Raw genomic sequence first — 16,595 nt, forward strand, 5'->3', positions numbered from 1 at the left:
AACTCACAGTCCACACCGCGAGTGACGCAAAATTACATTCTGCAATCTGACATGTTCGACTGACTGGCGGATCGCTGCATAAGGCAGCTCCAGGGCGACAATATGCCTTCAAACCGCAATTCTCGGACGGACTCCTAGACAATGGGGTACACCTTAGATCGCGCCTTCTCATAAAGCCTCCTGAATGGAGCAGGCGGACATTCATGCTCCGACCCGCCAATTCCGATGCCGACAATACCGTGCCCTGTGACCTCCTCTAACTGCGCCAAAGTCACCATTTCCGATTCAGGTCCGTAGTCCCTAACCAGGTCCGCAACCAGGGCGATCTCGATTTCGGAAACTCGTGTCAAGCCGGCACGGACAGCCTGGGCCACTTCCTGTACGGCAAGCCCGCGGCGAACAAAAAGAGAGGGCGAGAAAAAGACTTCCGCGTATCGGATACCCTGCTTGGCCATGTCTCGAGCCGTCAGTTCGGCAACATGCGTGAAGTCTTCATACTCACGCAGGAACTGGTTCTTCCACGACCATGCCTCGATGAACTGGGGAAAATCTGTGTATTCGAACCGCTTGGCCAGCGCGGGAACATCAGGAACGGACGGATCCCCGCCATATTTCTGGATGAGCGCAAACAAGGCCTCATGAGGTATGGCGCCCTCCAGATGGACGTGCAGCTCTACCTTGGGAATCCTGTCATACCAAGTCATTTGGTAATCTCTCCAGACGGCCCAACGTGGAGCTAACCGGCCTGCGAGGCTTTTCGCGCAGGTCCGGTTGAGCGCAGGGTTAGCCGCCTCGCTCCATCGGATGCCGAGTGGTCTAACCGCGCAGCCACTGAATCACCCATAACGGCAGCATGCCGCCGATGTTGAAGAGCGCATGGACGATGATCGCTGGAAGGAGACTCCTCGTTCTCTCACGGTAGCGCGCTGCGACCAGTCCGAGAAACACCGCCAGCAGAATCACTGGGACCGCCGCGGGCCCCATTAACTTGACGAGCACAATGTGCATGGAACCGAAGAACAGCCCACTCACGAGAACCGGCATGCTCAACCTGCGGTGAGCCTCAGCCCCGACCCGGGCATTCCTACTCAACAGCGTTTGTAGAAGCCCCCGAGTCAGCGTTTCCTCGCCGATGCTCGCGCAGACCCAGATGAAGACGACCATCTGGGGCTTCGTGAGTTTAATGGGACCGCCTGTGCCTTGCCCACCCGGTGACGCAACCGCTGACACGATGGAAAGCACCGCCGTCGGAAGAACCCACAAGAGGATACAGGGGCTGAACTCGTACGCTCCCTTGGTGAACCCATAGAGATCAAGCCGGCCCTTCGAGATCAGCCACATCGCCGCGACGGATAGAGCCAGCATCACAGAATGCGTCACGAACGACGGCGGGAGGAAGTTCGTCTGCGGAACACCGACGAGCCTCACCGCGTACATCGCCGCCAGCCACACGGCCGCCGCGAGAGCGAGTGCGAGTACCGGCCTGAATGGGTGACGAGAAGTCATCCGTCCTCCGTTTCAAGAGGCACCTAACTCGTGAGTAGGCTGACCAGCGTATCAACCCTGCGAAAAACGTGCAAACATGGTCGGGAGGGTCCGCCTTACGGCTATTATTGGCACGATGGGAACGGATTACAACCGAGTTTTTTGTCACGACTTGCAGCGGTTTTCAGATCAGTGGGCGAGGCCTGCTGGGCTGCTCATATGGCTGTCTTGCCAATGATGTGTGAGGGGTTATTGACTCGGACGGACTTCGCGGGAGTGTCGGGGACTTCTACGGTAAGCGCGTCCACTGGGAGCCAATCACTTCCCCGAACGCCGGGATTTCCTCGAGTGATCGCGGCACTCGCTGCAAACCACGGTCGTCCTCCACACAGGGTTACAGCAGACGAGACATGCCGTTGACGCCGCTCCTGACAGGTACCGCGATGCAGATTTGCGGCAGCTGACCGACTATCCAAATGAGCAAGCCCTGACGACGACTGTTGCGCAGCTGCTCAACCATCGGGCCGGCGTCGCGGACTTCTTCGGTCCTCAGTTCGACTCGACGCCAAAAACGCAGTTTCGTTCGAATGCCGATTACTACCGCTTTGTTGCCGACAAGCCGCTCCTGTTTGCTCCCGGGGCGAAAACGCAGTACTGCAACGGCTGCTACATCGTTCTCGGCGCAATCATCGAGCGCGTCGCAGGCGTGCCATACGAGCAGTACGTATCCGAGCATGTGTTCAAACCAGCTGACATGAAAACCGCCGGGTTCTTCCAGTCCGACCGCTTCCCGCCTCACGTCGCGGTGGGCTACACGTCGCGTGCACCGGCTTCGCCGAACGTGCTGCAATCCAACAACCAGCTGATCGGCGCGTCTGGCAGCGCGGCGGGTGGCGCCTACGCAACAGCCGCCGATCTGCTCGCGTTCGACAGCGCCCTGCGCGAGGGACGCTTGCTCAATCCGAAGATGACGGCGTGGATGCTCGAAGAGGGCGTCGAAGCCGTGAAGGGGCGGAGAGCAGGCGGTGAGTTAGGCATTGCAGGTGGTGCTCCGGGAATTGGCGCCGCCCTGGAATCCGACGGCACATGGACGGTTGTCGTAGTAGGCAACCTCGATCCGCCGACCGCCGAACAAGCGGGCGTTGCCATCGCGAGACAGTTGCGTCGCTGACGCCCCTGCGCCTAGACTTTCAGCCCTGGGCCTCGGCCTTATCCTCTGTGCTTCGCGCGTTGCCCCGTCTTCCGGCTCAGCTTGAATCCCAGCGGGAGCTGCCCTATCCTTCTATCATTTGCTCCAGATATGGGCGGTCAGGAACGCCTCGCTGGGTTTCCGGTCCCTTGTTCGGCCATCCATAGAATTCCCGCCACTCTTTGTCCAAAGCCGTGGCGTCCTTGCCAAACGCCTCCTGGAACACCGATGGCGCCGCCCGATCGCTCTTTTCGGATTTGGCCGAGATCAGGCACTGCTGCCGGAACTCATTGAGCTTGGCGCGGCCATATTGCTCCTCGAAGAAAAACAACGCGGCGACCGCTTCATCAAAAGCGCGTTGGCCGCGGGAGTCCAGTTCCGGGAGCGAGATAATCGGGCCGTTGGGCAGGCGAGATTTCAGTTCTGTTTTGAGGTCTTTGCCCTCCGCCTGTAACAGCGCGCGCTCCTGGAAGTAAATGCAGGAGAACTCGCCGCACCACCAATTCTGCCTACTCGCCTGGCCGAGAAAGGCGAAATTGAACAGATGGGTCTCCTCATGCAGCAAGCTGGTCAACAAGAACTGCACTTCGGCCCGCTCACCAGTGCGCATGGCGACGGGATTTTGAGTACAGCGCGAATGGCCATATTCATCGGGCACCAGAAAGGCCTGAATCGGTGTTTGCGGTTTCGCATGGCTGCGGCCGTTCAGAAAGACATAGACACCATCGAGGAGTTGGTATAACTCAGCCACTTTCCGGGGATCTGCCGAGGCCTGAAAATAAAGCTGATGGTAACGCGTCGGCACCATCTGCCACTGGCGGTCTTCCAGGTCCTTGCCGAGGTCGCCCAGTGTTCCTACGCTCACGGTGACCGGCTTGGGCATGGTGGCTTCGCTCTGCTGCCACAACGTCTGCCAGTCGTTGGTGGAGGAATCGGCGGCATTCGCTGCGTAGTCGGTAACAGCAACGAGAACCACAACAATGGCGGGAACACAATGCCTCCACATCAACTTCCGTCCCAGAAAACCTAGAGAAGAGTCCATAATATTAAGGGTGGAATCGAGGTGCGTCGTCTTAGTACTGCCTTCCATAAATGCGACAACATGTTTCAAGGATACGGACAAACGCGGATGAACAAGCGAACGATGAATCCCGCGCAACGCATCGCAAAGCTCGAGACTGCAGCTCTGAAAGCCAAAAACCGCCTATCCCCGCAAAGGACTAGACAAGCCTCAACAATCGACTGTCGGCTTGAAAGCCTTCACACACAACAACGCGCGAACTCAACGTCGTGAGAGCAATTGCAATAGCTACTGCTTGATCACGATAAACCACGCAGCGATGATCGGACCCTGTGGACCGCGGCCACGTCCGCCCGTCGGGGGTGGCGTCACGCCAGCGGGTGGCGCCGGAGCCGGACCGCGCTCAGGTTGGAAGAGGTACGCGTTGTGCGTCACTGGATCAACTGTGATCGTCTTCGCGCCGGCGAACGTGTCAACCGTGGCAACCGTCGTGTACTTGTCGGGCGAATCCTGGTGGACGACTGTGACGTTGCCCTCGCCCCCATTCGGAATGTAAATCAGCTTTTTTGACGGATCCCATCCCAGAGCGTCAACGCGCGTGCCGTTCTTGATGGACGCCACGACTTTGCCGGTGTTTGGATCAACGACGACAGATGTATTGCTGCAACCTGAGAAGATGCGGTTCGATGTTTTGTCATACGCGATGCCCGTTGGTCCTTCACACGGCGCGAGTGGCCACGAGGCGGTCGCTTTCCAGGTCTTGACGTCGATCACCTGGATCGTGTTCTTGCCTTCGTTGTTGACGAAGATGTGTCCTTTGCCATCGGCCGCAGCGCCCTCGGGCGCCGTGTCTTCGAGCTCGACGGTGGCGACAATGTCGCCGCTCGTTGGATCGATCGCGGTGAGAGTGCAGATCGGGCGGCTGTGATTCGTCAGAATGATTTTGTCATCGGGCTCATCGTACATGATGCCGTCGAGACCGGGGCCGACCTTGATTTGTTTGATCACCGCCAGCGTCTTCAAATCGAACATGGTGACGGTCTGGTCGCCGCTATTCGTCGTAAAGCCGTGACCAGCCTTGGTGGCGAGGCCCGCGCCATGCACGCCCGGCGTGTTCGGAATGTCAGCGAGCACTTTGCCGGTGGCGCCTTCGACCACCATCATGTGGCTGGAACGCGAAACGAACACGCGCCCTGTGGCGGCTTCGACGGCGACATAGTCCGTACCTCCGTCACCCTTGATATCAAACTTTTCAACCTTGAACGTTTGCGCGTGCCCGAAGTTGGGCGCGACAAGGCTGCTTGCGAAGAGAACCGCAAGTGCGGTCAGTAAGCGTCTGGTCATATGGTCTCCGTTGTGGTTGCGTTGGGATGTGTAAAGGCTTCACCCAGGATTTACCTTCTCGGCTTCTCAGCAGTATACGGCAATCGCCTGAGCTGCGACCGAAGTTTTTGGCAGCGCATCGCCGGAAGCCGCACCCGTACCCATCAAAAGTGGGCCCCAGGCACCAACTGCATCACCAGCCCACGGACGCCGCCCGGTTCCTCGACCCCGTAAATGCGCGCGCCTCTATCCACAGGACGCACCGTCGCCCGTAGACCCTCGTGACGACAGGGAACTTTCCTGTTGTTTTCCCACAAAACTGCGCTATACTCATCTGGGAAACCAACAGGAGTCAATATGACTAAAAGTGAGGTCTTGCAGGGCACGCTCGCGTTGATGATTCTTAAGACCCTTGAAGCACTCGGGCCCCAGCACGGCTATGGGATCGCCCGGCGGATCGAACAAACCAGTGCCAACCTGCTGTCCATCAATCAGGGTACACTCTACCCGGTGCTCCTCAAACTCGAGCAGGAGGGCAGCATTGCTTCGGAGTGGGGTTTCTCCCAGAACAACCGGAAGGCGAAGTTCTACCGCCTGACGAAATCGGGCAGAAGGCAGCTCGAATCCGAGGCACGGTATTGGAGGCAGACCGCCGACATCATCGCCCGCTTTTTCGCCTTGAAGGGAGAGCCGCAATGAAACAGTTTCGCCGCGGATGGAAACGTCTGGTGGGCGCGATCGCCGGTTCGCGCCGGGAATCCGAGTTGGCCGCTGAGATGGAGATGCATCTGCAGATGCAGACTGAGGACAACCTGAAGCTCGGCATGTCTCCACAGGAAGCGCGCCGGGCGGCCATCTTGAAGTTCGGTGGCATCGAGTCTGTGAAGGAGCGCTATCGCGAGCAACGCGGCCTGCCTGTGCTCGAGGCGTGGGGAAAGGACATGCGTCACGCATTCCGCTCGATGCGAAGGAATCCGGGATTTGCCGCCGCCGCAATTCTATCCCTGGCGCTCGGGATGGGGGCGACCACCGCCATCTTCAGCGTTGCCGATTCTGTTCTCCTGCAATCCCTGCCATACGCGCAGCCGGAGCGGCTGACGACGGTATCTGTGGACGGGGCCATCAGCGCCCCGTTGTATGAAGCATTCCGCCGCGAAGCGCGCTCGATCGAGCACGCCGCTCTTTTTACCAGCTGGTATTTCAACCTCGCCGGCCAGGGCGAACCGGAGCGCATTCCGGCCGCGCGGGTCTCCGCCGAGCTTTTCGACGTGCTGGGCGTAGCGCCCGCACTCGGACGAACATTTTCGGCCGATGAAGATCAGAGGGGACGCGAAAACGTGGTCGTAATCGGCGACGGCCTTTGGAAAAGGCGGTTCGGAGGCGACCCCAATGTCATCGGCCGAACGCTGACCCTGAATGACGCCCCGAACACAGTGATCGGCGTCATGCCGCCCGGATTCCGATTTCCAGAAGGCCCCGAACACCACGCCACCGTGGGGCCGTTTCCGCCCGCCGAAATGTGGCGCCCCATGGCGCTGCTGGATTGGGAACGCACTTGCAAGGGTTGCTTCAATTGGGGAATGCTCGTGCGGCTGCGACCCGGCGTAAATGAGAGACAGGCGGCGGCGGAATTGACATCAATCCTGGCCCACCAGGTTCATCCACGAAATGTCGCGGACTTACCGGAAGTCACCGTGCTGAACCTCCAGGGTGCAGTCACCGGAAAGGTGCGCTCGCCCATCATGATTCTCCTCGGTGCGGTCGTCCTGGCGCTGTTGATCGCCTGCGTCAATGTGGCAAATCTGATGCTGGCGCGGGGATTGCGCCGTCGCGAGGAGATTGCCATCCGGCTCTGCCTGGGAGCCACCCGCAGGCGTCTGGTCCAACAGGGATTCACGGAAGCTCTCACCTTTGCCCTTTGCGCTGCCGGCCTGGCCGTGGTGCTGGCATGGGCTGCAGTGCGCATTTTTATTTCCATTGCACCCGCCGGCCTGCCCAGGATTGAAGACGTCGCCATAGACCTGCGGATGTTTGGATTCACACTTTGCCTGGCAGTGGCAACTGCCGTGCTGTTCGGCATTGCCCCCGCCGTGCTGACGGCGCGGGGCACTCCCGGCGAAACGATGAAAATCGGAGGGCGCACCATTTCCGCACCATCACGGCTGCGATCAGCGCTGGTTGCCACGGAGCTGGCGTTGTCGCTGGTCCTTCTTGTGGGTTGCGGCTTGCTCGCCAAGAGCTTTGTTACAGTTTTGCAGATACCTCTCGGCTTTCGTGCGGAAAACGTCCTCACGATGCGAACGACGTTGCCCTCCAAGCGCTATGACGACCACCTCCGGGCGACGTTGATCGAAAGATTGATCTCGAACTGCAGCGCACACCCGGGAGTGATATCCGCCGCGGCGACCAGCACGCTGCCGCTGACGGGAGAATCCGAAGGTTGGGGCCTCCTCGCGGAAGACAACCCGAATCGGGAAGCCTATGTCATGACGCGTGTCCGCGCCGTTACACCCGGGTATTTTCGCACTCTCGGCATCCGGCTCAGAGCCGGCCGGGAGTTCAATGAGAACGATCGCGGCACGACTCCTGTGGCGATCATCAGTGAAAGTGCAGCCCGTCGCCTGTGGCCGGGCGTTGCGAATCCGATTGGCCGCCGGCTGCTCGACAAGCCGCCGATGACGATTGTCGGGATCGTAGAGGATACGCACGCTTCCGGGATTGATGCGGAGATTCGACCCTATCTCTACCTGCCGTTCTGGCAGTTCTCTCCGCCGGAGTTCGCCGTTGCTCTCCGTTCCGCGTCAGACCCGACGCCTCTGGTCAGCGCGGTAAAGGCCGAGATTTGGCGCATCGACAAGCACCAGCCGGTAACCGACGTCGCCGGTTTGAAACAGATCGTGTCCGATTCCATCGCGCCTCGGCGATTCGAAGCCAGCTTGATGACCGTATTCGCGGTCTTTGCATTGTTGTTGGCGGCGATCGGAATTTACGGAGTCCTCTCCTACTCGGTCGCGCACCGCACCCGGGAGATCGGAATCCGCATGGCCCTTGGGGCCACTTGCCGGCGCGTTGTCGCGGACGTGGTGAAACAGGCAGGCATCCTTGCCATTGCAGGCGCCGCGATCGGCCTGGTAGCGGCATTCCGCCTTGCCCCCCTGCTGCGGAGCCTGCTTTATGGTGTGGACGTCGCCGAAAAGTCGATTTTCATTGGAGCCGCAGGGCTGCTGGTCGCGGTCGCGCTGATCGCAAGCATCATGCCGGCGCGCCGCGCGGCGAAATTGGATCCGGCTGAGTGCTTGCATTACGAATAGACGCGCGCCGTTTTTCTCAATATTTCCAGGGATTTGCAGAGGGCAGTAGCGATCCATAGACTCAACGCTGTCAAGAAACGGCGAGGTGGGAAGTTGACTAAAGACCAGTCACGCGGACGTATAACGCGCATACCGTCAAAGTGACGAGCGGCTTGGATCAGCGGCTCCAAGGGCAAATCAAGTTTCCGCGACAACACGTCTAGGTGACCGGAAGCAATCGACACATGGCTTCCCCAGGGAATTCGCGGGAGTTACTTCCCAGATCGCGACTTGCCGACGATACCTGCTGTACGCGCAGAAGGACATGGACGAGTACCGGTGCCGCACCGACTTGATCGGCACGGCGCTCCGGGAGCAATGGGACTTCATGGCGGCGCAGCCGCTCTATGCAATCGATCTCCCGGAGCCCCCGGCGGTCACCACAGCAAGCCATTCGACGAAAGCCCTGAAACGGCAACGCCAGCGAATCCCGAGTCCCGGGCGGTCGATCAAGCGAAGGCTTGGCGTTCCCTTACTTGCCGATCACAAGAATCGTGAACGAACCCGGGATGACCGCGCCTCGACCACCAGCGCGGCCTCCCGCTGGCGGCGTGGCCGGGGGCGGCGCATACTGCTGCGACATCGCGAAGAGATGCCCCGTCTTTTTGTCGAACGTCACTGTGCGAGCGCCATTCATCGTCTGAAGATTCTGCTCAACTTCAAAATTCGTTGGGCTCTTCTCCTTGACAATTGTCATCGTGCCATTGCCATGCGTGCTGAAGGCTTCCATCGTTGCGGGGTTGAACACCGCGCCGTCTGAGCCGCCGGCGAGCGGTAGTCTCGTGATGATCTTGCCGTCCGTCGCGCTTAAGATCACCATCATCTGCGGCGGTGGCGTCGCGGGCCTGCTTGGCGGTGCCGGGAGCGCAGGCTGCCCTGGCTGCCCCCTTGCGGGCGCCGGACCAACTGCGCTGCATGCCGCGAAGAGGACGTGATTCTTCACATCCAACGCGAGCCCGTTGCACCCGCCGTTATCGCCGAAGGGATAGTGCGCGATCGTCTTCATCGTTTTGACGTCGACGACAGCGACGCCCCCCGGCCTGTCCTGCATGACGACGTAGAGCTTGCCTTTGCCGTCGGCCACCCCCTGCTCCGGCGTGCCGCCGAGATCGATCCTGCCGAGCACGGTACCGTTTTTGGAATCGATCACCGTCGCGTCCTTGGTCGGGTGACTGAAGATGTAGACCCGGTCGTTGAAGGCATCGAAGTAGATGCCATCCGGCTGGGCATCGCCCAAATCGATCTTCTTGATCACCTTCAGCGTTTTGGTGTCAAACATCGACGCGGGCTTGCTGCTGGAGAAGCCGTGGCCCGATTTCGGGTCTACCGCCACGCCGTTCCCACCAGTGTCGGGAATCACGCCAGCCGGCTCGAGGGTGTCGAGATTGAAGACCGTGATCCGGCCCGGGACCGCGGCCACGGCAGGCGCGGTGTCCGTCGCCGGAGTCCCTCGCGTGCCTCCACGCGGAATGTACAACCGGCGTCCGGCGGCGTCCGCATAGATATAGTCCCAGCCGCCTTCACCACCGACCTTCGCGGTCTTGAGTACTTTGTAGGGTCCAGCGGTTCCGGCCTGCTGGGCCAGCCCCACGGACGTGAACAGCGCGATCACGAGTGCGGATACCAAGAAAAACCGTCGCATGATGTACCTCCTTGGAAGACAATTGCGAAAGGGCACGGACCTGGCGGTCCGCCAAGAAAAAAACCGGTAAGATTTCTCGCCAGGGCATCATCTGAAGGCCAGCTCACCCCACGGCGGAGCCGTCACTCCGATCCCACGCTCAACGGCACTCTCTAAGAAGAGCGCAGCTGGAGCAACATACTGAACCATCATTCCCGGCACTGTCAAATCGTATCTGCTCCCTTTGAATCGGCACCACTTGCACGGGTGGGTCGGTCAACTGAAACTGGCATGCGGTCCATAAACATTAGATCTCTTTGGAAAGTTGACTGGCAATCAGCCACCTGCCTGGTTAACGCGCTACTCGTAAAACTGACGGAGCATTCCAAGGGATCCGACCGCTTGCGTTCACTTCTCCCGGATCGCGACTACTCGGGCAAGTGACCGCAAAAAATGTTAGCAGCGTCTTAAAAGGGAGCTGTTTCCAGCGGAATAATTGGGGATCAGTCCTGATTCTGATACACATCTCCGCCCCTTGCTACCAGATGGAGCAGCAAGCGACGCCGTCTCGATGAGTGAGGGTCTCGAAATTCAGAACATGGAACTACCCGCCCGCGCGCTCTGCTTGTCCTAGAACAGTGGAATGCGGTTAGTGCTTGCTCTCGGCCATGACCGAGATCATCCACAGGTACGACTATCAGAACTGTTGATGACCGCCGATCGGGCAGCAGGAATTCCCGTGCTCAGCCATTTGGGGGTGTCATCAAATCATTCAGCCAAGTACCTCGGCCTCGGTTTCATCTGGCCAGCGAGTCACATCATCCGCCTTCCTCCCAAAAGAATCCCGGCGGTTCTCTCGCGCGAATGTCAAACTCTCCAATCTTTGGCAATCTTAAGCATTCACCGTCGGCGAAGACAGCAAAAGGGAAGCGATCTGAGAGCCTCAGCTGATCGTCTGAACTAAACCTTGGCATCCGCATTTCTTTCCATTTCGGAACTTTGACGCACATGTGATCCCACGTTTCCGAGTAGCCGCCAGCCTTGATCGGAAACGCCTCGGTGCACCAAAGCGCGGATCGGAATAGGACGGCTCGTGCTGAGGCGTTTTCGATAAGGAGAAGCTGGATCGCAGCCGCCGCGCCGGCACCATGACCCGCAATAGCGCGGGGCTCGTCAGTCGAGGACCCCGGGGTTCCGCGCCAGGAGCTCCTCACACCCCTTCCGGAGGTCCGGCACGAAGGCCTGCAGCGCCTCCCCGCGCGCGTCGAAGGCCTCGTCGCCCTCGATCCCCAGCGCCGCGAGCAGCCGCCCGTACCCCGCCCGCGACCAAGCCCGCACCTCCTCGTCGCCGTCGTTCTCGAGGATGCCCTGGACCGCCGTGCGCAGCTGCAACAGCGGATAGGCGGCTTCCCGGTGGTGGCCCTCGGCGACGAGCTCGCCGATCGCGGCGCACTCCAGGGCCCGCGCTTCGCGGGAGACGTTCCAGTCCATGACCACCGGCGTCCGCCGTGCCTCGACCGCGGCGTCGTAGGCGGGCCACAGCTCGGCCACCCGTTCCTCGACCTCGGCCCGCGAGAGCGTCGCGCTGCCCGCGAACCGCAGCAGCGCGTCGGCGAGGTCCTCCCGCCCGGCCTCGGCGAGCACCTCGCGGGCGACGACCAGCGAGCGCCGGACGGTCGGGAAGCGGAGGGCGGCCACCAGCGGGACGACGGCGGCGTGCATCACGGCAATGGCCAGGGCGGCGTTGCGCCAGCAGGGCGCGAGCGTGGGGAGGTCCGGAGGGCGGGGGTGCAGGCTCATGGCCTCGACCGACTCGAGCGCCTGCCCTAGGCGGCGCTGGACGTGGCGGCGCCGGCGGTACTCCGGCCTGACCGCGTCGGCGACGGCGGCGAGCCGGCCGGCCGGATCGAGGAGGATGAGCGGGTCGGCGAAGGCCGCCCCGAGGTGCACGTCCCCGAGGATGGCCTCGGGATCGGCGATGCGCCGCGCGTCGTGGAACGAGGGCTCGAGGACTACGCCGCCCCGGAGGAGCTTGCGCGGGGCGAAGCGGCCCCGCGGGTGCTCGATGTCGCTCGGCACCTCGGCGTCGATCCAAAGGAAGACGTCCACGTCCGAGGCGACCGGGTGCGGCGCCTCGGGATCCCGGGCCCGTGTCGAGCCTACGAGGATCGCCCCCACCAGCTCCGGGACCCGGGACGCCTCCTCCCGCAGCCACGCCTCGGCAATGCGCCGCGCTTCACCCGTCGTGATCATGACGCCCCTCATCCGGGCGCACTCCCCCGCCCGGCGCCCGCACCCCAAGCACGAGTGTACCGCGGTTGCCCGCGCGCGCGGCGCCCGCTAGGAACGGTGGGGAGACGAGCCCCGGAGCTCGGAGATGCTAGCGATGCCCATCCTCGCCGCGCTGCTCGGCGCCACCCCGATCATGGTCGGCGACCACGCCCCCGACTCACCCTGCCGGACACGGAGGGGAAGCCGGTCACCCTCTCGAAGCTGCTGGAGAAAGGATAGGAGGTTTAAGCTGCCTCATCGCAAGTCAGCCTTCTGATCCGGGCGCCGACCTCCCTTCCTGCGTGCCCTCTCTCAGATACTGATAACGGGGTGATATGCTGACTCCCACGCCCGCGCCTTTGGATGCGACACCAGTTTATATCGGAACTGCGTTGCCGGATGCGGCTTTTTACTCACCCTGGGCACGTCTCTCCTTATTGCGGTGCGGATTAGCCGCTCAGCTCACCGGAGAACTGCCTCGTCAGTATCCGGTCGGGAACGCCAGCGGCTTAGTTCTAACGGGCTATCCGGAGAAGTGACCTAAATGTCAGGCGACTTCATACACATCTCCAGAATGCATGCGAAGCGCCCTGATTCACCGCCATGATTTATTCTCTTGGCCAGCGGGCAGGAGGCCGCTGGCAATGAAAGGAACAAAGAAAAGGACCGCCCCAAAAGGTGTACGGACCAAAATTAGGCTTCGCCTTCCAGATCTCGATCACGCCAAGGCTGCAGTTCTGAAAAATATCTTGGGTGCAAGCAACGCTTGAGGGGAGCCGTAAATGCCCAGATCGGCATCGAACCTGCATTTTGAGAAGACGTGCTAGTGCTTGCAGGCACACGGACGGTATCGCGACTACACGTCAAAGTGACCGAGAGCGATGGGGTACAACTTCCCAGAGCGGGGGCATGTCGGGGATTTCACCTCTACGATTCGTGCGTATTGCAGCCAACTAGATTTCAACTGCGTGGGCCAGTTCGAATCGTCATCGGGCCGTTGGGCAGTACGATGGCGCACACCGGGCTTTAGAGAATGCCGACTTGGTGTGCCCAGTCGGTTGACAGCAGATCTCATGGCTACTTGACGGGGCCCAGATATCGGTCGAGCCAGGCGAGTGTTTCCTTGATGAGTTGATCGCGTGGCACGAAGTGGCCGCCGTCATAAACGATCCATTTCTTATCTTTGTTGGGTGTCCCCAGCAACATGAACATGGGTTTTTGAGCGGTCTCGACGGGAAAGTAATGATCGTATCTGCCATTAAGCATGATGACGGGTATTGTCACGCGGGAAACGAAGTTGAAGGGATCTACCTCCGGCATGGATCGCGGGAATCTGAATCCAGCGACGTACAACACCGCGGTCTTGAAGCGATTCTCAACCGCAAGCGCAATCCCTGCCATTCGTCCGCCCCAGCTGAGTCCGAAATAGGCTAGCTTACCGGTGTCAATATCTGGCCGTGTCTGAAGATAGTCGATAGACCGCCGGACCTCCTTTATCCACATGATGACATGTTCTCGGTAGGTAATCGTTTCATTCGGCACGGTCGACTCCAGGCCATCACCCCGTTCGAACATGCTCTTGAACACCGGAAACAGAACAGCCCGGCCGCTCTTGATGATGAAGTCGAACTGCCTCAACATTTGGGGCGTGTCGCTAGATCGCAACTGCAGACCGCTGTCACCCGGCCAATGAAAAACGACCTGATACGGTGGGGCAACATGCTTGGGGAGGAAGAGGTATGCAATCACCCGCTCGTTGCCATGGGCTGCATCGAATGATACTTTCTCCTTTGTCCATTCCTCCGCGCCAGTATCCTTGCTGATGATTTTCTCATTCAGAGGCGCCTGATCATATGCATACTGGCGTAAGAATATTTCAAACTCCTTGTCGGAACTCGGCGTCTCCTTGAAAAAATCACGAAACAAGAGTCCGATCGTGCGTGCAGAAGTCGCCTCGTCCTGGTCTTCTCCGAGGTACTTGATGCACCGGAAACCGTTACTCACCGAACGATCGAAAGGGGGCTGCGTGTAGGGGCTGGCAAAGCCATAAGCGGGATCATTCCACCCTCCGCCCAGGATGAAGCGCTGTCCCTCGCGGTCGATGCTGTTCCAGCACCACTCCCGCACGTTTCCGGCCATGTCGTAGGTGCCGAAGGGACCCAGCCCCTGATAGCTGCCCACGGCCGCCGGGCCTGCGGCCCCGAAGTTGCTGAGCGGAACGATGTACGTGCTCGACCCCATGCCGGCTGCTGTATACCAGTGATAGATCGTGGGCAGGTTCTTCCCGATGTACTCAGCAAAGGCTGCCGCTTCGTACCAGCTCACACCGGATACCGGATAATCATCCTGTCCTTCCGGATAGTCACCCGCCTCCCACGTGGCAGGCGCAGTCCTGCCTGTGCGGTCCTTGAATCGATCCACGGCGTCTTCCCAGGACAGTATCCGGCCATCCATGACAAAGGGGTTTTTCCAGTACTTCTTGTCCCGATAGCCGCCGCCGTCAATGAAACTTTTGTAGGCCCGGTTGGTGACCTCATATTTGTCGATCAGGAAGGCGCGTATCGGTTCTTCCTTCAGGCGATCCAGACCCTGTAGCGGGAGGTGGAACACGCTCGCAGGCACGCGCACCATGTCCCTTGGCAGACTTGCGGTTGTCTCCAGTGTGAGGGAGAGTCCTTGTGCGAGCGAAGTTGCAATCAGCAGAGGTTGATATCCTTCCTTTTCGAGCCTCAGCCTGCAGAAGACCGCCGGGACCCTCATGCTTGTGATGGGGGTCTGTCCCAGCGATTTCCAAGCGGATTCTGTCGCGGCGTAAGCCTGCCACTGCACTGTCGCACCCGGAGGATCTGAAGTGATGGTCGCAAGCCTGGAAAAAAGCGGCCGGAGTTCGGCCAGTGGTTTCGTGTTTTCAGACAGATACCTTTCCGCCTCCACGGCCAGATTGAACGCCGCGAGCAGATCCCCATTTTCCGTCAGACGGGCAATTTCCCCAAGGGCCACGTCACGAGCCCACATGGTTTTCCTGTTGTGCTCAAATTGCCGATACCCAAAAAAGAGGCCGGCCAGGATCACGATGAGCGCGGAAACAACGACATAGGGCCGCGCGAATGCCCGCCGGGCTTGCATCAGCAACGTCTTTGTGACCGGAGGGGGTTCCATGGCAGTCTGTTGGATCAAGCGAGCCAGATGGGATCTGACCTCGTGCACGGAACTGCGCTCGTGCGCCTGTTTCGCCAGCATTGTGTCAAGCAGGCGCTGAAGCACTTCAGAGATTCCCGCCGGGCCTTTTGACAAGGGGGATGGAGTTTCGTGGAGGATAGCGCTTGCCGTGTCCATCCCGGTGTCCTTCTTGAAGGGGTGCATGCCGGCCAGCATTTCATACAGGACAACGCCGAAGGAGAAAATGTCCGACCGAACGTCTACAGGCCCGCCGCGCAACTGTTCCGGCGACATGTAGGCCAGGGTTCCCAGGGTACTGCCGTTGCGGGTCAAGGCCGTGATCGTCTCTTCCTGGCTCTCGATCCCGCCTGCGGGCATTACGTGCTTTGCCAAGCCAAAATCCATCACCTTAGCATGACCATGGCGCGTCAACATGATGTTCGCCGGCTTCAGGTCACGGTGAATGATCCCCTTCTCGTGCGCCACCTCCAGCCCTTCGGCTATCTCCGATGCGAACTGAAGGGCGTCATGGATCGGTACGGGTCCGGCGATGAGCCTGTCCTTGAGGCTCTGGCCTTCGACGTACTCCATGACGATGAAACTCTGTTCCTCCGCTTCGGCGACTTCATGGATATTGCAGATGTTGGGATGATCGAGTGCCGCTGCGGCCTTGGCCTCGTGCAGGAGACGTTTGTGGGCAACTGGATCCTGCTGCAATTCCTGAGAGAGAAACTTGAGAGCAACTTTTCGGCCCAACGAGAGGTCGTCGGCTAGAAAGACCTCGCCCATGCCTCCTTCGCCGAGTTTGTCTTTGATCTTGTAGTGCGAAATGGTCTGGCCGATCTCGGGCATGGGAGACTCCGTAGATGCGATATGCCCACTGAAATGAAATCACTTGGAATTGCCGCCATTATAAGCCCGATGACAGGGATCGAGAAAGCTCAATCAGTAGCACTTACCATGATTGGGGATATTCGTAAACCGTTGAATTTGCCATAAATGGGATTGTGAAATTGCCGACGAACAGTCACTTGGCTGTCCTATGAAAGGGGATGTCAAGAAAATACCTCACCGTCCCAGGGACTGGGTAGATTTTTTCGAGACAGCCAGCCATCTCTCGGATCGTGCACCCAGTTGACTCTGCGGCACCATTTATTGACATCGCCCGACGTCTAT

General features: G+C 59.9%; 10 protein-coding genes. 3 read left to right on the plus strand and 7 right to left on the minus strand.

From position 1 onward, the window contains the following. Positions 1-134: 134 nt before the first annotated feature. Both LAP85_27565 and LAP85_27570 read right to left on the minus strand, forming a co-directional pair. Complete coding sequence (locus LAP85_27565) at positions 135-704, minus strand: hypothetical protein (protein ID MBZ5500170.1); 570 nt, start codon at positions 702-704, stop codon at positions 135-137. A gap of 112 nt (positions 705-816) precedes the next feature. Beyond that, positions 817-1,506, minus strand: coding sequence for a CPBP family intramembrane metalloprotease (locus tag LAP85_27570; GenBank protein MBZ5500171.1), 690 nt, complete (start codon positions 1,504-1,506; stop codon positions 817-819). A 430-nt stretch (positions 1,507-1,936) separates the two neighbouring features. On the opposite strand from LAP85_27570, the gene LAP85_27575 reads away from it, so the two are divergent. Continuing rightward, entirely contained in the window at positions 1,937-2,656 is a 720-nt protein-coding gene (locus LAP85_27575) for a beta-lactamase family protein (protein ID MBZ5500172.1), read from the plus strand. 103 nt (positions 2,657-2,759) lie between these two features. Here the strand turns inward: LAP85_27575 and LAP85_27580 are convergent, their stop codons facing one another. Both LAP85_27580 and LAP85_27585 read right to left on the minus strand, forming a co-directional pair. Further along, positions 2,760-3,785 (minus strand): hypothetical protein, encoded by a 1,026-nt coding sequence (locus LAP85_27580; protein ID MBZ5500173.1) that lies wholly within the window; start codon positions 3,783-3,785, stop codon positions 2,760-2,762. Between the two features lie 198 nt (positions 3,786-3,983). Beyond that, the gene (locus tag LAP85_27585) at positions 3,984-5,039 is read right to left on the minus strand and encodes a YncE family protein (protein MBZ5500174.1); all 1,056 of its coding nucleotides are present in this window, start codon (positions 5,037-5,039) and stop codon (positions 3,984-3,986) included. A gap of 336 nt (positions 5,040-5,375) precedes the next feature. On the opposite strand from LAP85_27585, the gene LAP85_27590 reads away from it, so the two are divergent. Further along, complete coding sequence (locus tag LAP85_27590; protein MBZ5500175.1) at positions 5,376-5,717, plus strand: PadR family transcriptional regulator; 342 nt, start codon at positions 5,376-5,378, stop codon at positions 5,715-5,717. Then, the gene (locus tag LAP85_27595; protein MBZ5500176.1) at positions 5,714-8,329 is read left to right on the plus strand and encodes an ABC transporter permease; all 2,616 of its coding nucleotides are present in this window, start codon (positions 5,714-5,716) and stop codon (positions 8,327-8,329) included. Before LAP85_27590 ends, LAP85_27595 begins: the two co-directional genes overlap by 4 nt. A 511-nt stretch (positions 8,330-8,840) precedes the next feature. On the opposite strand, the gene LAP85_27600 is transcribed toward LAP85_27595, so the two are convergent. From LAP85_27600 to LAP85_27610, 3 genes are all read right to left on the minus strand, one after another. After that, on the minus strand, positions 8,841-10,010 hold the full coding sequence (locus LAP85_27600) for a hypothetical protein (GenBank protein ID MBZ5500177.1): 1,170 nt from the start codon (positions 10,008-10,010) through the stop codon (positions 8,841-8,843). Positions 10,011-11,162: 1,152 nt separating this feature from the next. Beyond that, positions 11,163-12,242: a hypothetical protein gene (locus LAP85_27605; GenBank protein ID MBZ5500178.1), complete on the minus strand. Its 1,080-nt coding sequence runs from the start codon at positions 12,240-12,242 to the stop codon at positions 11,163-11,165. Between the two features lie 1,095 nt (positions 12,243-13,337). Then, on the minus strand, positions 13,338-16,271 hold the full coding sequence (locus LAP85_27610) for a protein kinase (protein ID MBZ5500179.1): 2,934 nt from the start codon (positions 16,269-16,271) through the stop codon (positions 13,338-13,340). Between the last annotated feature and the right edge of the window lie 324 nt (positions 16,272-16,595).

Source organism: Terriglobia bacterium, assembly GCA_020072565.1.
Taxonomy (GTDB): Bacteria; Acidobacteriota; UBA6911; order UBA6911; family UBA6911; genus JAFNAG01.

Excerpts from the sequence above, each read along its gene's own strand:
- LAP85_27565 (MBZ5500170.1), bottom strand. The coding sequence starts at position 704 with ATGACTTGGTATGACAGGATTCCCAAGGTAGAGCTGCACGTCCATCTG.
- LAP85_27570 (MBZ5500171.1), bottom strand. The coding sequence starts at position 1,506 with ATGACTTCTCGTCACCCATTCAGGCCGGTACTCGCACTCGCTCTCGCG.
- LAP85_27585 (MBZ5500174.1), bottom strand. The coding sequence starts at position 5,039 with ATGACCAGACGCTTACTGACCGCACTTGCGGTTCTCTTCGCAAGCAGC.
- LAP85_27590 (MBZ5500175.1), top strand. The coding sequence starts at position 5,376 with ATGACTAAAAGTGAGGTCTTGCAGGGCACGCTCGCGTTGATGATTCTT.
- LAP85_27595 (MBZ5500176.1), top strand. The coding sequence starts at position 5,714 with ATGAAACAGTTTCGCCGCGGATGGAAACGTCTGGTGGGCGCGATCGCC.
- LAP85_27600 (MBZ5500177.1), bottom strand. The coding sequence starts at position 10,010 with ATGCGACGGTTTTTCTTGGTATCCGCACTCGTGATCGCGCTGTTCACG.
- LAP85_27605 (MBZ5500178.1), bottom strand. The coding sequence starts at position 12,242 with ATGATCACGACGGGTGAAGCGCGGCGCATTGCCGAGGCGTGGCTGCGG.
- LAP85_27610 (MBZ5500179.1), bottom strand. The coding sequence starts at position 16,271 with ATGCCCGAGATCGGCCAGACCATTTCGCACTACAAGATCAAAGACAAA.